The sequence below is a fragment of the Vibrio zhanjiangensis genome (genome assembly GCF_030161235.1).
Classification (GTDB): domain Bacteria; phylum Pseudomonadota; class Gammaproteobacteria; order Enterobacterales; family Vibrionaceae; genus Vibrio; species Vibrio zhanjiangensis.
On record NZ_BSPW01000077.1, the window covers coordinates 80,111 to 98,518 of the forward strand.

An 18,408-nucleotide genomic window follows, 5' to 3' on the forward strand; every position below is an offset into this window, starting at 1 on the left:
ACCTCGTGCTGCTATTCACCACAATGATCCTGCACGGCTAATCTCGGTGCCTGCATAACTAAAGCCGCTAAATCTCTTACTTGCGATGCAAGTTCATCGCTCCACTTTGGCCAAATTCTGGCGATGTAAGCATTGGTACCTTCTCCATTGCCAAAGTAACCACCGTTAAATGTCTCAGCCATTTTTAGTAACGACTTCTCTTCGTTCTCGGTCCATTGCCCACGATTGAATCCAGCTTCAATGCAAGCTAATGCGGTACTCGGAAAGTAAGCTAAAGGTGTGGTCATTCCTTGGTAGAAAAGGCGAATTAATTCACCAAGGCTAGACTTAGCCGTATCCGAGTCAGCAATAGGCGCGAAAGTTAGGTGAACGACACCCATTTTACGATCATAGCCCAGCATATGTGTGCATTTGTTGTGTCCCATAGCATTGACAGCCAAATGATCAACCCACCATGACAGATAATCCTGAGCTCGTATTCGGCCGCTACGAAAGCGCACTAAGCCTGAGCGATAGTTTTGAGTAAGCCAGCCAGTTAGCTCAATAGGCTTGCTCTCACCCAAGATATCAAAAGACAGTTTAACTTCTTGATCGTCTTCTTCATCGCTGCACAGCCAAGTGAGTTGTTCCACCAGCTCCTGCACTTGTACCCGATTGGTTTCGAACTCAAGATCACCAAAAGCCCCTATCGGCAACTTGCCCTGAGCTCTCTGCTGCGCAATAAACTCGTCAATAATGGCTTGCTGCTCTTTAGCACCTTGACGTTCTGCATGGAGCAAAATTTCAAGCAAATTGTCTCGTATTTGATAACTTTCCAGTCCATTGAGCACAAAGGGCTCATCATCTTCTACCACAGGTAATGGCGGTTCAAATACAACTTTTAGACGTCGATTAAAAAAGTATTGTACTGGCAAGCGCCAAAAGCGCTGCAATTCGACTAAATCGAGTTCCAAAGGATATTGCGCATCGTGTAAATAATCACTCAGCTGGCGATTAAATTGGCCAGTCGCTGAACCATGGCGATTGGCGGCAGGTAGCCACTCCTTGGCATAGCTAACATGACCATTCGAAAAGGCTTCTGGACTGAAAGGAACCATAGGATGTAGATAACAGATAGCGTCGAGAAGGTATTTACCCGACTCGTCACTATTTAAGGATTCATGCCCTCGCAAACAATAGTTCTGTTGACAGTATTCCATCAATTCGGCAACCAAAACAGAAGGCACTCGCTCGGTATTGTCTTGAATTGAGCGGCCAACATAGCTGATGTAGAGCTTATACTGAGCAGACAATAAAGCTTCAAGAAAAAGATACCTATCGTCATCTCTGCGCGAACGGTCACCAGGCCGAGTTCTGCCATTCATGAGATCAAAGCCTTCAGGAGGAACAGAACGTGGATACACACCATCATTCATCCCCAACAGGCACACCACACGAAACGGAATTGAACGCATAGGCATTAAAGTACAAAAGTTAACCTGACCCGCAAGAAAACGCTGACTCACTCGTGTCGTCGATAGCTTATTTTTGAGGTATTGAGACACAATATTGAGCGACAACTCTTGTTGATATGCCGCCTCTTTAATCTGCTCATGTAATCCTGATAAAGTATCACGAATAGACTTCAGCGCGGCTTCCCCTTCTATATCGACGGCAAAAAAATCATCCAGAATTAAGGTCAATATTTCACGCCAACTTTCAATCGGCTGAGTGCTCGCAAGCTTGCTGCGATAATGGCTAACCATTTCAATAAAGTGAGCCAATTTTCCTGCTAGTTCAGCGCTCATACCTTGAACTTGATTGTAAGGAGAAAGAAGACCACTCTCGGTCTCTAATACCCCCACTGAATCAGGCATAGCGTAACCAAGTAACATACGTTGAATACCGAATTGCCACGTATTTTGTGTCGTTTGGGGTAAATCAAACTCTTCACCAGTGTGTAGGTTAAGCCCCCAGCGAATACCAGATTCTTCTACCCATAACTTGGCTTGTGCAAACTCCTCCTCAGTTAACCCAAATCGAGCCAAAACAGCGGGTGTCTCTAACAGCTCAAGCAACTCGGAAGCAAGACAGCGAGTGTTCGGCAAATTCACAAGTTGCATAAATGAATGCAGAATGGGACTTTCCTTATCAGCCGTCCGATCCGAAATAGAGTAAGGAACAAAACGCTCGCCCGGAGCATTGCCAAATACGGCTTGAATGGCAGAGCTATAGGCGTTGATATCTGCCACCATCACGATAATATCGCGTGGTTTTAAGCTTGGTTCATTATCAAACATGGCCAATAGCTGATCGTGTAACACTTCCACTTCTCGCATCGCACTATGGCACACATGCACACTGATAGAATGATCTTGAGGCTCAATCACTCGTTTGTGAAAGCTAGAGTCAATGATTTGGTCATTTTGCTGTTCTTCGAGATTCAAAATATCAGCCTGAACATGATGCAATAAGGAATCTCTATCAAGATCAACAAATGCCTCAATTTCATGGCTATCTAATTGAGAGAGCAAAAACATATTGTCTCTACCCAGCTTGCCCATTGACGCTAGCAAACTATTGCCTACAACATTGGTGTGCAGTTCATCAACTGCATTTTGGTCGATGTCCCCTTTAAGCTGATGGGTTTCACCTTCAAGTTCAGAATTGCCGTCTTTCCAGACCAAATGCTGGCGATGACGAGCCGCAATACGTGCTAGGTATTTGCGATCCCTCACCTCTCCCCAATAGTAGCGACATGGGTTTGTAAACATTAAATGGACATCGATATGTTCACCAATGGCTTTAAGTGCATCCATGTAACGAGGTGGCAAAGAAGTGATACCAAAAACAAAAAGGCGACTTGGCAGTTGCTCAAAATCCCCAGTCTTAGTTTTCAATTTATCGATAAAGTCTTGGTAAAGGTTAGCTCTATGATATGGAGATTGACCCAGAGTAACGGTATGGCGGTACAGAGCCTGCCACAAAATAGGCTGCCAGTTATGTTCATTTTGAAGCTCGACAACGTCTTGACCTAATTCCCAGCGAGTGATCCATTCTGGTCGATAAACAAGGTAACCATCAAATATATCGGCTATTTTCTCAGCGAGTTGGTAGAGCTTGCTCCGATCTTCATCGTGTTGCAGGTAATGCTTAAGAGGGGCAAACTCGACCTTGTCCAGCAAAGTTGGAAGAATCTGCATCAACTTCCAAGTCATGGCTTCTTTGTTAAAAGCGCTTCGCTGCGGCACATCAGTAAGAATCTGAGTGAACATATCCCAGATAAAAGTAGCCGGTAATGGAAAAGCTAGGTTAGCGGCAACACCAAATTCTTTAGCCAACTCTATTTTCAGCCACTGGGACATACCTGGACTTTGAACCAAGATTTGTTCCTGTTCAAAAGGGTTATCTAAAGGATTGAGACGAACCAGTTCGACAAGTAAAGATTTTAACACGTCGACTTGGTTGGAATGGTAGACAGTAAACAAAATGCACTCACACTATCATTGCCGCAATTGGCTTCAGATTAGCATAAGTACATTCATTTCTTGAGCCTTAAACCTTGATCAATGCATCAAAAGGCTAAGCATTACGCACTATCACTTTATGAGGTTGATAAAAGTTAAAATATCTCAATGCCACATAAGAAATCACCGCGGTCGCAATCACTAGCTCGATACCCGCAAGCAGATGTACCTGCTGGACGTATTGACTGTCCATACCGGATGCTTGCATCAAGCTTGCCAGTTTAAATAAGGCTGTGGCACCAATTGCCATAGGGAAAGTGAAAGCAGCGTAGCCTGGACTAAACGGTAATCTCAATAATCTAAAGAAAGCGAGGTAAATAATGGCTGTCATTAGAACGCCGATACCAAATAATAAACCCACAATCACAGGTGATGGTTGGGAAACCACGGTCAAATACCCTGCTAGAGATAAACTGGCTGGCGCTGCCATAATCGCAAGTGTTGGCTTGGCAGCATCTGGTACTTCATGACTAAACATAAAACGGTAAATCATCATAGGCAACATGACAGCATAAGCGAGCATACCAAAGATTAGCGTACCATTGGCAATAACCAATAAGTCTGGATTACCGGAAAAAGCCACATCAGCAACGATAATACCGACAGGTGGAACAAACCAACTAGGCACCATATGGTGTAGTTCAAACTCTTTGGCTCTGTGATAAACAAAGCTGACGAGGAAAACAATATGTAAACCAACCGCCGCCAACCAGAGCATATCGCCAAGCATAGGGTAAAAATGGCCAAGAGAATTTGATACTACCATGCTAGCCATAGCAAAGGTTGGGACCACACTGCCTACGACAGGATGAGCAAGATCTTGACGCAGTAAATGACCATGAAAAAGAAATTTCACCGCAAGCACGCACAACAATAGGCTTGCAATGACGGCTCCCAACAGTTGACCATAACCATGCAAAGGAGCAAAATTTTCCCAACACCATCCTAAACTGGCAATCCCTAGCGCCAAACCCGCCATGGGGGTGGGTGCTCCCATCACTTTTGCTTTTGTCGCTTTAATCATCATTGCCTCACAATCTTACTTTCTACTTCAGCAATAATACGCTTGATATTTGTTCGAATATATCTAATTATTTAAAACACATGTTCAGAATAAATTAACAAAAATCGTATGGCTGCCAATATTTCTCTTAAGCAATTGAAAGTCTTTATTTCTATCACTCAGCACGACACCTTAACTAGCGCCTCTGAGGCATTATTCTTATCAAAAGCAGCGGTAAGTATGGCGCTATCTGAGCTGGAAAAGCAGATAGGTCACTCACTATTTGATCGGGTCAACAATCGACTGATCCTCAATCAAGAAGGGCAAAAGCTGTTACCTCTAGCAGACGAACTTTTACATCGAGCTCAGGATATCAATCAACTCTTCGATGGCGATCAAACCTTAACCGGTGAACTCAAAATAGGCGCTAGTGATACGATTGGTAACCAAGTTGCACCCTATTTATTGCGCGACTTTCGCAAACAAACCATGCACAAATCTCAAAGCCTTTTTATTTCAAATTCCGCTTTAATTTGTGAAAAACTCATCGATTATGAACTTGATATTGCACTAATAGAGGGAAAAACCCGTCATCCCTTGCTGATTTCAAATCAGTTTAGCCAAGATGAAATGTGCGTCATTTGCGCTCCTAATTCACCTTTGAGTCACAAGAAACAAATCTCATTAGACACACTAGAAGACAGCCACTGGGTACTGCGCGAACCAGGTTCTGGCTCTCGAGAGTTTTTCCTTCAAGCGATAGCTCCCAGACTGGAACACTGGCAAGAGAGCTTTCAACTCAATACTACCGAAGCACTCATCAATGGTGTTTCAGCAGGGTTGGGACTCAGCTGTTTGTCTCAGCTTTCAGCAGCTCCTGCAATACGTGATGGTCGAGTTGTTGAACTAAAACTCCCCCTTGATATGAAAAGGCGATTTTGGCTTTTAGTGCACAAAGAAAAGTATCAGAGCCCTCTGCTTAAATCTTTCATTGATTTTTGCCATTCATGGCGACAAAGCGCTTAAATTGACCCATCATGGGCGCTCATTTCTGGACTTAACAGATAAAGTGCTGTATAAAAAGACAGTGAATAATCTAATTAATTTATGAGCTAGAGGACCAACCATGGCTGTAATCGTCAAGTACGTGGTAGAACGTAACGGAGAAGAAAAAATGACTTTTACCTCAAAAGCGGAAGCAGACGCCTATGACAAAATGCTTGATATGGCTGATGAACTTTTTGAGCTATTGGGTAAAAGTGAATTACTTGAAGACGAGGCAAAACAAGAAGATTTAGCCATGTTCTTAGCGCAAAATAAAGAAGAGCTGCTATTTGCGCTGGGTGCAAAACGTAAACCAGTAAGCAAGAAAAAAGCCGTAGAGCCTATTGAAGAGGTCGACGAAACGCCCGCTCAAGACGACGCGGCGTAAACATTACGCATATTACTCTGAAGTGACAGGCCGTGTCGACCTTGTTGCAACCTTAGCTGCATGAGTTAACACGCCTTGCCAACTCCTCCCCCTTCTTTGGGGAAATCATCTTTTGTTGCACTTTACCCTAATAAATTTGCTTAGCTTGATATATCATGCTCACTCCATTCTGCATTTGGGCCTACTAGCATGAATTATGTTGTTGAAGTGTGTATCGATAACCTTGAATCTCTCCACAAAGCAATAGAAGGTGGTGCAACACGCATTGAACTTTGCTCGTCACTCGCACTTGGTGGCCTAACACCCAGTTTTGGCATGATGAAACAAGCAGCTCAACTCGCTAGCATCCCAATATTTGCCATGATTCGACCACGCCAAGGCGACTTTCTCTACGACGAAGATGATATTGAAAGTATGCTCATTGATATAGAGATTGCAGCGCATGCAGGGATGGACGGTGTGGTATTCGGCGTTTTAACGCCTCAAGGGCATATCGATATGATTCATGCTCGTCGACTCGTCAATAAAGCCAAGCAACACAGCTTAGAGGTGACTTTTCATCGCGCCATCGATCAGTGTATTGATTATCGTCAATCTATCGCTGATATTGCAGAACTTGGCTGCGAACGAGTGCTAACATCAGGTTTAGGGGCGAATGTGGAACAAGGTATAGATATCTTATGTGATATGGTTAAATTGGCCGCAGGACGGTTTACGATTATCGCGGGTTCAGGACTAAACGCCGACAATGTCAACATGATCGTCGATAAAGCACAGATAAAAGAGGTTCACCTGTCAGGGAAGTCAACTCGAGCGAGTAAAATGCAGCAGTTCTCAAACCATGCCAGTATGGGTAGCCAAGACTTAGATGATTTTGTTATTCCTGTGACCAATCCATCGGCAATTAAAGAAGTTATCAAAGCCCTTAATTCTTAACATCGTAAAAAGTCTCGGCTAACACACACAAGTATGAAGTTAGGTGAGCATCTTTTAACGCAGAGCATCATCAATACTTTGGTCGCCTAAATGACGCACATCCTTGCCTTTAACAAAATAAATGATGTATTCGCAGATATTTTGACACCGATCGCCCACTCGCTCTATGGCTCGAGCAGACCACATAACTTGCAGTATATGAGGAATGTTTTTCGGGTCTTCCATCATATACGTCATTAACTGGCGAATAACAGCCTCATACTCAGCATCGATTTTATCATCCAGCTTATGCACTTGTGCAGCGGACTCTACATCCATTCGCGCAAAAGCATCGAGTACTTGATGCAGCATACTAATCGCTTGTCGACAAAGAGGTTCAAGTGATACTTGGAATTGACGCTCTTTTGATGAAGGACTTTCAATTGCAACGTAAGCCATACGAGTTGCCACATCTCCGATACGCTCAAGATCCGTGATGGTTTTAATGATCGCCATGATCAAACGTAAATCCTTTGCCGTTGGCTGACGCTTAGCGATAATACGCGTACATGCATCATCAATGGACACTTCCATTGCATTGACTTTGTGATCGTCGCGCACAACTTTACGTGCAAGTTCAATATCTTCTTTATGTAACGCTTGCATAGCAAAGGAAAGCTGCTGTTCAACCAGCCCCCCCATTGTGAGAACATGAGTGCGAATAGATTCCAGTTCAACGTTGAATTGACCTGAAATATGACGTCCAAAGTTCATAACAACATACTCACTCTAAGATTAACCATAACGTCCAGTAATATAGTCTTCGGTTTGCTTTTGACGAGGTGAAGTAAAAATGGAATCGGTATCAGCATACTCGATCAACTTGCCCATATGAATAAAAGCAGTATGATCGCTCACCCTAGCTGCCTGCTGCATATTATGAGTGACAATAACAACCGTATACTTGGTTTTTAGCTCATTGATTAACTCTTCAATGGTTAATGTTGATATAGGATCTAACGCCGATGTCGGTTCATCAAGAAGCAATATTTCAGGCTCAATCGCTATCGCTCTTGCAATCACCAAGCGTTGCTGCTGACCACCTGATAACCCAAATGCATTCTCATTTAAGCGATCTTTCACCTCATCCCACAAAGCTGCGGCACGAAGGGAGGCTTCAACAGCATCATCTAACGTACGACTATTTTTAACACCTTGCAAACGCAAACCGTAGACAACATTTTCATAAATAGATTTAGGAAAAGGGTTGGGGCGCTGAAACACCATACCCACCCTCCGGCGCAATGTCGGAACATCTACCTGAGGATGGTAAATATTCATACCATGCAGTTTAACCTCGCCTTCAACGCGACAACCTTCTACCAAATCATTCATCCGATTCATACAGCGAAGCAACGTCGATTTACCGCATCCCGACGGACCAATAAAGGCCGTAACCTGCCCTTTAGGAATTCGCATCGAAATATCCATAAGCGATTGAGTGTTATGGTAAAAAAGATTCAATTTTTCAATTGCGATCGCCGTTTGCTCATCAGTGAGATTATTCACATCAAGCGGCACCGGATAACCCAAAGTCTGATCAACTGAAAACATCGTTTAATCTTGCCCCAAAATTCGGTACTTCTCACGTAGGTTATTACGGATACTGATTGCGGTTAAATTCAACCCAATGATCACACACACCAACAAAAACGAAGTGGCATAAACCAAAGGTCTTGCACTCTCTATGTTAGTCGTTTGAAAGCCAATATCATAGATATGAAAACCCAAATGCATGAACTTTCTGTCTAGGTGTAAAAATGGGAACTGACTATCAAAAGGCAAACTAGACGCTAGTTTTACAGCTCCAACTAGCATCAAAGGAGCCACTTCACCTGCCGCTCGAGCAACAGCTAAAATCAGTCCAGTAATGATCGCTGGACTTGCCATTGGCAACACAATTCGCCACATAGTCTCAAACTGAGTTGCCCCTAACGCCAGTGAACCATGGCGTGCAGAGTTGGGTATCCGCATCAGGCCCTCTTCTGTTGAAACAATCACAACAGGAAGTGTAAGCACAGCAAGTGTCAATGCCGACCACAATAAGCCGGGCGTTCCGAATGTAGGCGCTGGTAACTTCTCCGAGTAAAACAGATTGTCGATTGAGCCACCAAGGGTATAAACGAAAAAGCCCAAACCAAATACACCGTAAACAATCGACGGTACACCGGCAAGATTAATCACTGCCACTCTTATTAGACGAGTTAAGGTATTATTCTTGGCATACTCATGCAAATAAATTGCCGCAATAACACCCAATGGCATGACGATAATTGACATAATGAGCACTAACAACACAGTGCCGAATATCGCTGGAAATACCCCTCCCTCAGAATTCGACTCTCTGGGCTCACTGGTCAAAAATTTCCCAACTTGATGAAACCAATGCTGGACCTTGTCCAAAAAAGACATTTGATTTGGGTACCACACATCAAGCATCTCACTAAGAGGTATTCGGTAGTCGTTACCTTTCATGTCCTCGACAATCAGCCCCTGCTGTTGTAACTCGGACCTCAGCTCATCCAATCTCGCTTCCATATCCGTCAGCTGTTGACGAAATATACGAGATTGACTGTCATAGCGCTCTAGAAAATCATTATCTAATCGCCCATTCATTTGGCGCTTTTTTTTCTCAAATTTTAGTCGGCTGAACTGAGCTGAAATGACTCGAATTTGCTTTTCAACTAAGCGTTCGATATTCAGTCGTTGCTCATTTGCAAATGTGAGGGCTTGGCTGATGGTCTCGTGAATATCGGGGGTCGCTTTAATCTGCCCTGTCTGTGTATAGTAGCTTTTGGGCATGCCATAAAAATCGCCGTTCTGAGTGCGTTCAATCACAGCCCAAGCTTCGGGCGTTGACGGTTTAATTAAATCTCGAGCTATAACAGAAACAAAATCAGCTGGATAGATATCTCGATTCGCTATCTTTATCTGCAGCCGTTCAATATCACCTTTTTCTTCAATCTCAGAGGGTAGGTCTACCTCCATCTGCTTTAAATGGCTAATTGAGACTGATTCATGAGCATAAAGTTGCCCGACAATACTTTCACCTTGGTTGGTCGTCCAATGGTAAAGCGGCGATGGCCAAAAATACGACAACCCTTTCCAGCCGATAAACAGCAGCAATCCTAGTACAGATAACAAACTCACACTGACCGAACCTGCGGTTAGCCACACCCAAGGAGAACCCGACTTAAACCACCTATATTCCATCAACTATTCCTAACTGAAACGGTTTACAACGCACGGTACTTTTCTCTCAATCTTTGGCGAATCCACTCAGCTAACGAGTTCACGACAAAAGTGAACACCAACAAAATCAACGCGGCTAAAAATAGAACTCTAAAATGTGAACTCCCAACCTCAGATTCTGGCATTTCAACAGCAATAGTGGCAGATAAAGTGCGCATCCCTTCTAGAATATTCCAATCCAAAATTGGAGTATTACCCGTTGCCATAAGCACTATCATAGTCTCACCAACGGCTCTACCCAGTCCCATCATAACTGCCGAGAAAATTCCCGGGCTGGCGGTGAGCAACACAACATGAGTAAGGGTTTGCCAGGGTGTCGCACCTAATGCCAGAGAACCGTCGGACAAATGTTTAGGCACAGAAAAAATCGCATCTTCCGCAATAGTGAAAATCGTTGGAATAACAGCAAACCCCATAGCAAAACCAACCACTAAGGCATTTCTTTGATCAAAGCCAATCCCCTGCTCCGCTAGATAAGCTCGTATATCGCCATCAAATAACCACCACTCCAAGTTTTCACTTTGACTCCAGATCACGGCGGTAAAAGCGATCAATAGCGGCATGAGCACTACCACATGCAAACCACTAGGTAATCTTGCACTCCAGCGATAAGGAATCACATTCCAGAGTCCACCGATAACTAAAATTGAAAACGGTAACAAAATTATCAGAGCGACTACAGAAGCAAGATGACTTTCGACAAGAGGCGCAAACCAAAGACCAGCGAGAAAACCGATAATCACCGTTGGCAACGCCTCCATTAACTCAATCGAAGGTTTCACCACTCTACGCATATTGGGCGTCATAAAATACGCGGTATAGATAGCCCCAAAAATTGAAATCGGGACAGCAAACATCATCGCGAAAGCTGCTGCTTTGAGGGTACCAAAAGCAAGAGGGACTAAACTAAACTTGGCTTCAAACTCATCATCCGCAGACGACGTTTGCCAAACATAGTCTGGTTGTGAATAACTTTCATACCAAACTTTTTGCCAAAGTGATGACCAAGAAATTTCAGGAAAGGGATTATCGACGTAAGCCACATTCAACTGAGAATCAGATAAAGTTAACAAGTAATTTTCATTATTGGACATTGCAGCAAGTTGAGGAGCTTTGTCAAAAACTCTCTGAAAAATGGTCAACTTTTCACTGGTCGTATAATGACTTTGTACTGTTCCATTGGTGTAAAAGCTGTAAAACCCTTTACGATAAGTGTCCGCTAACAAAAGTTCTAGTTGAGGCGCAAGTTGGAAATTACGAATATGCGTCAAAAGTCGCTTGCCATCGCGCAATGTATCAAACCATTGCGAAACCAAACCATTTTGATAACTAACCAGTAAAGAATAGCCACCAGATAAAAGCGTTATGTTACTAACCTCTGCGCCATTTTTATCAAGGCTAAGGTCAACCCTTTCCCGAACACTGAAATCGGTTGCTCTCTTTTGGGCGATAATGAGTTCGGAGCCACGACGAAGATATAACGTATCCCCATCAGGTGTGATAACAAGTTGGTCTAGGCGGTGAAAAGGCTGCGAGAATTCAAATTCTTGCTCATTTTTGTTGACATCTTGCCATAGAATACGTACCCGATGGTCATCATAATACCCCACCAAAGTCACTCCAGAATTTATTGCATAATCAAAGGAAGTCAAAGTGGCCTTTGTATCAGTTTGTAGATTAAAAGGCAGAGATAAACGGTCTATTGTCGGCGAAAATGCGTCTTTCTTCAGCTTAAGATCACTGTTCTTACTCGGTTTGTACAGTAATACTTCACCGTTTGATTTTGCTGCTCCTAACCATTGATGTGAAAAACCGTTAGAACGATGCAAGTTATAGTCTTTTCCTAGCTTAATCGTGCCGGTTGGAGACACACTGCTTTGCTTCAGGGACCAAAAATCGACATATCCTAACTCGGATATTACAAAAGCACTTTCTCCGTTATCATCAATACCGATAACAACCGGTTTTTCGGTTGTTATCGACTTTATCGATACATTAGGCGTCAACTTTGCGTCAGAAAATAATGGTAACACCGCAGAAAACAGATAAACAAAGAGCAAAACAAGAGCCGCTAAAACAGCAATTCCTCCTGTTGATACGAACCAACGAGCAAAACGATCTTTAATTAATCGCTTACGATCACGTTCTCGCAATGCAAAGTCCGCTTTGTCCATTTCACTCACTTATTTAGACGTCCCCATAGGTATAATATTTCGATTAGATGACAATTATATTACATAGAGAATAAAACAACTAAAAACAATGTATTAGGTCAATTAAGGTCTGCTTTTCACACCTTAAGTTGCACTCCCTATGAGTATGACTCCATTACTCAACTTCGTCAGTCAAGTTAATAGGAAAAATAATGAGCACAGAAAAGCTGTATATTGAAAAGGAACTCAGTTGGCTTTCTTTCAATGAACGTGTTTTACAAGAAGCGGGAGACAAAAAAGTTCCACTCATTGAACGGATACGATTTCTCGGTATCTTTTCCAATAACTTAGACGAATTTTACAAAGTGCGCTTTGCTGATGTTAAGAGACGCATCTTAATCAACCAAGAACGCGGGGGCAATGACAATTCAAAGCACTTGTTAAGTAAAATGCAGAGTAAAGCGCTCAAGCTCAACGATAAATTTGATGAACTCTACTCAGAACTGATCCGTGAAATGGCACGCAGACAAATTTTCCTTGTCAATGAAACTCAGCTCAACGAAGCTCAGGAAATTTGGGTAAAAGACTACTTTCGTAAGCAGGTACAACCGCACATAACGCCGCTTCTACTAAGAGAAGACATTGATGTGCTTGAATTTCTCAAAGATGAATACACATATCTTGCGATTGACCTCAAACAAGACAATGATAGCCAATATGCCCTGATCGAAATCCCAACAAGCCACTTGCCGAGGTTTGTTATGGTACCAGAACACAAAGCCAGAGGCCGAAAAACCATTATCCTTTTGGATAACATCATCAGATACTGTCTTGACGAATTATTTTATGGCTTCTTCGACTACGATGAGCTTACAGGCTACGCAATGAAAATGACTCGAGATTCTGAGTATGACCTCAGTCATGAGGTTGAGCATAGTTTGCTAGAGCAAATGTCGGAAGGCGTGAGTCAACGCCTCACAGCAATGCCAGTGCGTTTTATCTATGAGATGGGCATGCCTGAGCCGATGCTGGCATTTTTGTGCGACAAGCTAAGAATCTCCAATTACGATAGTCTGATACCTGGTGGGAGATACCATAATTTTAAAGATTTTATCGAGTTTCCAAATGTGGGTAGAGATTACCTAGAAAACCGCCCACTCCCCCCACTCCAGTGTTCAGAATTTGATGGATATGCCAACAAGTTTGATGCGATTAAGCAACAAGATATCTTGCTTTATTTTCCCTACCATACATTTGAACATATCACTGAACTCGTGCGTCAAGCTTCATTCGACCCCAAGGTATTGAGTATCAAAATCAATATTTATCGGGTGGCTAAAGATTCTCGTCTCATGAACTCTCTAATTGATGCCGTCCATAATGGTAAACAAGTGACCGTGGTCGTTGAATTGCAAGCTCGCTTTGACGAAGAAGCGAATATTGAGTGGTCCAAAGTGCTAACCGAGGCTGGAGTTAGAGTTCTTTTTGGCACTCCCGGATTGAAAATTCACTCTAAATTGCTGCTTATTGGGCGCAGAGAAAATCATCGTATTGTTCGCTACGCCCATATAGGAACGGGGAATTTTCACGAAAAAACGGCTCGTATTTATACGGATTTCTCACTATTAACTGCCGATCCTCAAATTACTTATGAAGTACAAAATGTCTTCGCTTACATTGAGAATCCTTATCGCCCTGTCAAATTTGAACATCTTATTGTATCTCCTCGAAACTCTAGAATAAAACTTCATCAACTCATCAACGAAGAAATTGCCAATGCGAATGCGGGTAAGCGAGCAGCTATCACATTAAAAATTAACAACTTAGTCGACAAGAACTTAATTAATAAGCTTTATGAAGCAAGTTGCGCTGGTGTCAAAATTAAAATGGTTATTCGAGGTATGTGCTCTTTAGTACCAGGTATCAAAGGCGTTAGCGAGAATATTCGGATCATTAGTATCGTTGATCGTTTTTTAGAACACCCTAGGATATTAATTTTCCACAATAATGGTTCACACAAAGTCTATATTTCGTCAGCCGATTGGATGACCCGCAACATAGATTATCGAATTGAAGTCGCCGCTCCTATCCGTGATCCTAGACTCAAACGTCGTATTATCGATATCATCAATATCCATTTTACTGATACAGTCAAGGCTCGCTTGATCGATAAAGAAATGAGTAACAAGTATGTTGCTCGTGGTAATCGAAAGAAAATTCGCTCACAAATCGCCATATACGACTATCTTAAAGAGATAGAAAAACAGACCAGAAAACGCACAGAGCAGCCTCTTATACATGACCAAATCTTCGCAAATTCGTGACATAGCCGCCATCGACCTTGGTTCAAATAGCTTCCATATGGTGGTCGCTCGGGTTGTCGATCAGGGATTGCAAATGATCAGTCGACATAGGCAAAGAGTGAGGTTAGGCGCAGGCCTAAAGGGACAGAAATACCTTGATGACGACGCTATTGAAAGGGGTTTGGAATGTCTGGCCATGTTTGCGGAAAGGCTACAAGACTTTGAGCAAGATAGTGTACGTATTGCAGCAACGCACACCTTACGCCAAGCAAGTAACGCACATATTTTCCTATTGCGCGCTAGAGAAGTCATGCCCTTTCCTATCGAAATCATTCCGGGGGTCGAAGAAGCGCGATTAATTTATCTAGGCGTGGCTCATACCCAACCAGAATCAGATTCAAAACTTGTGGTAGATATTGGCGGGGGCAGCACAGAAATCATCATAGGAAGCGGCTTTGAGCCCGAACTGGTCAATAGTAAGCAAATGGGCTGCGTTAGCTATACACAACAATATTTTGCCAAAGATAAAATCTCACCCAAACACTTTGCCAAAGCCATATTAGCCGCTGAGCAAAAGATGGAGTCCATTGCCTATCACTACAAAAAAAAAGGCTGGGATATCGCTTTTGGTTCTTCAGGAACCATCAAAACTATCCGAGATGTTCTAGTAGGTATGGGTTATGAAGATGGACTGATCACCTCAAAGCGGTTGGATAAACTCATTAATACTCTATGTCAATGGCACAGTGTGGATGAAATCTCTCTCTCTGGATTAACCTCTGAGCGTCAGCCTGTTTTCCCCGCTGGGGTGGCGATTTTAACTGCTGTGCTAGCAAGTCTTAAAGTCGATGAGATGCATGTGTCTGAAGGTGCGCTGAGAGAAGGACTTCTTTTTCAAATGGAAGAGAGTTTTCAGCGCTCAGATATTCGAATGAGAACTACGGAGAACCTTGCCAGCAAACACGCAGTGGACTTAGAACATGCCGAGAAAATCAAAAAGCAAGCCACTCACTTCCTACAACAAATACATAACGAACTCGGTATAAAAAAACAATCTGAGCTATTCGACTTACTTGAATGGGGAGCATTACTCCATGAAGTCGGCTTGAGTATCAGTTTGCAAGGTTTTCATCGTCACTCAGCCTACATACTGAGGCATACCTTTATGCCCGGCTTTAATCGTGAACAACAAACCGTGCTCGCAACCCTAGTACGCTTTCAACGAAAATCACTTAAGCTACACGAAATGGAAGAGCTCACGCTATTTAAAAAGAAACACATCATTAGTTTAATCCGTATATTACGCCTAGCTATTTTGCTCCACGGTCAACGAAACAATGAACCATTACCTTCATTGGAACTCTGTATTGACGGGCCTCAATGGAGTTTAGTGTCGCAAGACAAAGCTTGGTTGGAAAGCAACAAGCTCTTACACGCCGATCTGACTACAGAGCAAAAATATTGGCGTAATGCTGGCTGGGATCTCCACTTCTAATTTTAGTTAACTCTAAACGGAGCTAGCTAATTTTCAGCCAAGCCAACTTTGTTTAATTCGTGAGCTGCCATATCCACAGACACAGGAACATACCCCGCTTTTGCTACTATGCTTTGCCCTTGCTCTGAATATATAAACAGCACAAACTCTTTCATCAGGCTAGACAGCGGTTTGGCTGGGTTTTTATTGACGTAAAGATAAAGTGGTCTTGATAAAGGATATCGTCCTGACAAAATGTTACTTTCACTTGGATAAATGTAGTCTTTACCTTGTCTTGCAATAGGGACTAGCCTAGCTCCTGACACTTGGTAACCAACCCCCGAATACCCCATCGTATTGATGGAAGAAGAAACAGCCTGAACGACCGAAGCAGAACCTGGCTGTTCATTGACATTAGCTCTGAAATCTCCACCACACAGGGCACTTTTTTTAAAATATCCATAAGTGCCGGACACTGAATTTCGACCAAACAGCTGTATCCCTCGCTTTGCCCATTGGTAATCAAGTCCTAGCTCAGCCCAAGTCGAAACTGGCCGTTTCGCCCCACAGCGAAAAGTGGCTGAAAAAACACTGTCGAGCTGCAAAAAATTGAGACCATCGACCGGATTATCCCTATGAACAAAAATACCCACAGCATCAATAGCAATGCGCAGCTCTGTCGGCTTATAACCATACGCCCGCACAAAAGCCTCAATTTCACGCTGACGCATAGGGCGGCTCATTGGACCAAACTGTGCAGTGCCTTCAGTGAGTGCTGGCGGCGCGGTTGATGAACCTGAAGCTTGCACTTCACCGTCTACCGCTGGATATAAATGTTTAAACTCTTCAACCCAAAGTGTCGTGATACCCGCTAATGTATCCGAACCAACAGTCGTCAAACTGCCGCTCAAGTTAGCCACCTTTCGATAAGGTTGATGGTTTACTTCAATCTCTTGGGCATACGCGAAACAACAGGTAACAAAAAGAGTAAAGAACGCAAAAAATCTCATCCGTGCACCACGAAACGTGATGGCAAAATAAACGAAAACTTACTGCCAACGCCCACTTCAGATTGAACATTCAAATGGGAATCATGATGGCTCAAAGCATGTTTAACAATTGCCAGTCCAAGGCCACTCCCTCCTGTGTCTCTTGAACGCGCTTTGTCTACTCGATAAAATCGTTCAGTCAATCTATGCAAATGTTGAGGTTCGATACCTTCACCACTGTCTTCGACTTCTAAACACGCACCTTGACCAGAACGATACCAACGCACCTTTACATCGGCTCCTGCTGGCGTGTACTTGACAGCGTTGTACACCAGATTGGAAATCGCACTACGCAATTGATCTTCATCACCAAGCACTAGTAGTTCTTTATCAACCTCAAAACAAAGTTGATGTTGCTGGTCGCCACTCAAGCTCTGAGCTTCTTTTTCAAGTACCTCTAGCATGGCTGGAACATCAACCACCTCTTCCAATTCATGCATAGGTGCGGCTTCAATTTTGGATAGAGTCAATAACTGATTCACCAACCCATTCATCCGATTCAACTGCTCTGTCATCACTCCATGTGCCTTAGACCACATAGGCCCTACAACCATATCTGGATCTTCTGTCATTTCCAGATAGCCTTGCAACACCGTCATTGGCGTCCGAAGTTCATGGGAAACATTGGCAAAGAAATTACGTCTCATGCCTTCCAGTTGCTTAACTTGGGAGACATCACGAACCACCATTAAGTGCTCGCCTTCGGTATAAGGTACAATACGAAGTTCAAGCATGCGTTCAACATTTAATGGTGAGCGCATCTCTAAAGGCTGAGAAAAGTCTTTCTTACTAAGATATTTAATAAAATCTGGTGTGCGAAGTAGATTGGATATGGGCTGACCTGCATCATCTGGCCATCGAAAACCAAGCAAATGCTGAGCGAGTTTGTTACACCACACAATATTGCCTTCACTGCGAAACACGACGGCTCCATCAGGCAATGATTCCGCGCCATTACGGAAGCGGCGGATAAGGCTACTTAATTCTTTTCGTTTATTACGCTGACGCTGCTGAAGTCGATAGATACCATTAAATATGGATTCCCAATGGCCAGTGCCGGAAGGTGGCGTTAACCTTTTTTCGTCCCATAACCACCCAGAAAGGCGCATCTGATTGTGCAAGTGCCAAATCAACTGTAATACCGTAGCCGCTAAAAGCAGCCACGACATATGGCCAAAAATCCATCCGATAGTCACCCAAGGGGTGTAAAAAAAAACCAGCTCTTTGGCTAGCTTTTTCCACGTTAACCGTTCAACCACTT

The 18,408-nt window shown here is 43.2% G+C and carries 13 protein-coding genes; 5 read left to right on the forward strand and 8 right to left on the reverse strand.

Annotated elements, in window-relative coordinates:
• Positions 1–11: 11 nt before the first annotated feature.
• Both recC and QQK21_RS16765 read right to left on the reverse strand, forming a co-directional pair.
• Positions 12–3,467, reverse strand: coding sequence for an exodeoxyribonuclease V subunit gamma (gene recC, locus QQK21_RS16760; protein WP_284193333.1), 3,456 nt, complete (start codon positions 3,465–3,467; stop codon positions 12–14).
• Positions 3,468–3,561: 94 nt separating this feature from the next.
• The gene (locus QQK21_RS16765) at positions 3,562–4,530 is read right to left on the reverse strand and encodes a TDT family transporter (RefSeq protein WP_284193402.1); all 969 of its coding nucleotides are present in this window, start codon (positions 4,528–4,530) and stop codon (positions 3,562–3,564) included.
• 108 nt (positions 4,531–4,638) lie between these two features.
• Between QQK21_RS16765 and QQK21_RS16770 the strand changes: the two genes are divergently transcribed.
• The 3 genes from QQK21_RS16770 (at position 4,639) to QQK21_RS16780 (ending at position 6,877) form a co-directional block, all read left to right on the forward strand.
• The gene (locus tag QQK21_RS16770) at positions 4,639–5,535 is read left to right on the forward strand and encodes a LysR substrate-binding domain-containing protein (protein WP_284193334.1); all 897 of its coding nucleotides are present in this window, start codon (positions 4,639–4,641) and stop codon (positions 5,533–5,535) included.
• 100 nt (positions 5,536–5,635) lie between these two features.
• Positions 5,636–5,941, forward strand: coding sequence for a YebG family protein (locus QQK21_RS16775; RefSeq protein ID WP_284193335.1), 306 nt, complete (start codon positions 5,636–5,638; stop codon positions 5,939–5,941).
• A 189-nt stretch (positions 5,942–6,130) separates the two neighbouring features.
• A complete protein-coding gene (locus QQK21_RS16780) occupies positions 6,131–6,877 on the forward strand; it encodes a copper homeostasis protein CutC (RefSeq protein WP_284193336.1) in 747 nt (248 codons plus the stop codon).
• Positions 6,878–6,931: 54 nt separating this feature from the next.
• Here QQK21_RS16780 and phoU read toward each other — a convergent pair whose 3' ends face one another.
• From phoU to QQK21_RS16800, 4 genes are read right to left on the reverse strand one after another with little or no spacing between them, the layout of a single operon-like run.
• The gene (gene phoU / locus QQK21_RS16785; RefSeq protein WP_284193337.1) at positions 6,932–7,630 is read right to left on the reverse strand and encodes a phosphate signaling complex protein PhoU; all 699 of its coding nucleotides are present in this window, start codon (positions 7,628–7,630) and stop codon (positions 6,932–6,934) included.
• Between the two features lie 21 nt (positions 7,631–7,651).
• A complete protein-coding gene (pstB, locus tag QQK21_RS16790) occupies positions 7,652–8,470 on the reverse strand; it encodes a phosphate ABC transporter ATP-binding protein PstB (protein ID WP_284193338.1) in 819 nt (272 codons plus the stop codon).
• Positions 8,471–8,473: 3 nt separating this feature from the next.
• Positions 8,474–10,129 carry a phosphate ABC transporter permease PstA gene (gene pstA / locus QQK21_RS16795; protein WP_284193339.1) on the reverse strand — a complete coding sequence of 552 codons (1,656 nt, stop codon included), beginning with the start codon at positions 10,127–10,129 and terminating at the stop codon, positions 8,474–8,476.
• 23 nt (positions 10,130–10,152) lie between these two features.
• The gene (locus tag QQK21_RS16800; protein ID WP_284193340.1) at positions 10,153–12,342 is read right to left on the reverse strand and encodes an ABC transporter permease subunit; all 2,190 of its coding nucleotides are present in this window, start codon (positions 12,340–12,342) and stop codon (positions 10,153–10,155) included.
• 191 nt (positions 12,343–12,533) lie between these two features.
• Here QQK21_RS16800 and ppk1 point away from each other — a divergent pair, with 191 nt between their 5' ends.
• The gene (gene ppk1, locus QQK21_RS16805; RefSeq protein ID WP_284193341.1) at positions 12,534–14,645 is read left to right on the forward strand and encodes a polyphosphate kinase 1; all 2,112 of its coding nucleotides are present in this window, start codon (positions 12,534–12,536) and stop codon (positions 14,643–14,645) included.
• Positions 14,620–16,119 carry an exopolyphosphatase gene (ppx, locus tag QQK21_RS16810; protein WP_284193342.1) on the forward strand — a complete coding sequence of 500 codons (1,500 nt, stop codon included), beginning with the start codon at positions 14,620–14,622 and terminating at the stop codon, positions 16,117–16,119. Before ppk1 ends, ppx begins: the two co-directional genes overlap by 26 nt.
• A 26-nt stretch (positions 16,120–16,145) precedes the next feature.
• Here the strand turns inward: ppx and QQK21_RS16815 are convergent, their stop codons facing one another.
• Together QQK21_RS16815 and phoR are read right to left on the reverse strand one after the other, a co-directional pair.
• The gene (locus QQK21_RS16815; RefSeq protein ID WP_284193343.1) at positions 16,146–17,108 is read right to left on the reverse strand and encodes a PstS family phosphate ABC transporter substrate-binding protein; all 963 of its coding nucleotides are present in this window, start codon (positions 17,106–17,108) and stop codon (positions 16,146–16,148) included.
• On the reverse strand, positions 17,105–18,406 hold the full coding sequence (gene phoR, locus QQK21_RS16820; protein WP_284193344.1) for a phosphate regulon sensor histidine kinase PhoR: 1,302 nt from the start codon (positions 18,404–18,406) through the stop codon (positions 17,105–17,107). Before phoR ends, QQK21_RS16815 begins: the two co-directional genes overlap by 4 nt.
• Positions 18,407–18,408 lie beyond the last annotated feature (2 nt).

Coding starts and splice junctions, on each gene's coding strand:
- ppk1 (WP_284193341.1), top strand. CDS start 12,534: ATGAGCACAGAAAAGCTGTATATTGAAAAGGAACTCAGTTGGCTTTCT.
- QQK21_RS16770 (WP_284193334.1), top strand. CDS start 4,639: ATGGCTGCCAATATTTCTCTTAAGCAATTGAAAGTCTTTATTTCTATC.
- QQK21_RS16815 (WP_284193343.1), bottom strand. CDS start 17,108: ATGAGATTTTTTGCGTTCTTTACTCTTTTTGTTACCTGTTGTTTCGCG.
- QQK21_RS16775 (WP_284193335.1), top strand. CDS start 5,636: ATGGCTGTAATCGTCAAGTACGTGGTAGAACGTAACGGAGAAGAAAAA.
- pstA (WP_284193339.1), bottom strand. CDS start 10,129: ATGGAATATAGGTGGTTTAAGTCGGGTTCTCCTTGGGTGTGGCTAACC.
- QQK21_RS16800 (WP_284193340.1), bottom strand. CDS start 12,342: ATGGACAAAGCGGACTTTGCATTGCGAGAACGTGATCGTAAGCGATTA.
- QQK21_RS16765 (WP_284193402.1), bottom strand. CDS start 4,530: ATGATTAAAGCGACAAAAGCAAAAGTGATGGGAGCACCCACCCCCATG.
- pstB (WP_284193338.1), bottom strand. CDS start 8,470: ATGTTTTCAGTTGATCAGACTTTGGGTTATCCGGTGCCGCTTGATGTG.
- ppx (WP_284193342.1), top strand. CDS start 14,620: ATGACCAAATCTTCGCAAATTCGTGACATAGCCGCCATCGACCTTGGT.
- QQK21_RS16780 (WP_284193336.1), top strand. CDS start 6,131: ATGAATTATGTTGTTGAAGTGTGTATCGATAACCTTGAATCTCTCCAC.
- phoU (WP_284193337.1), bottom strand. CDS start 7,630: ATGAACTTTGGACGTCATATTTCAGGTCAATTCAACGTTGAACTGGAA.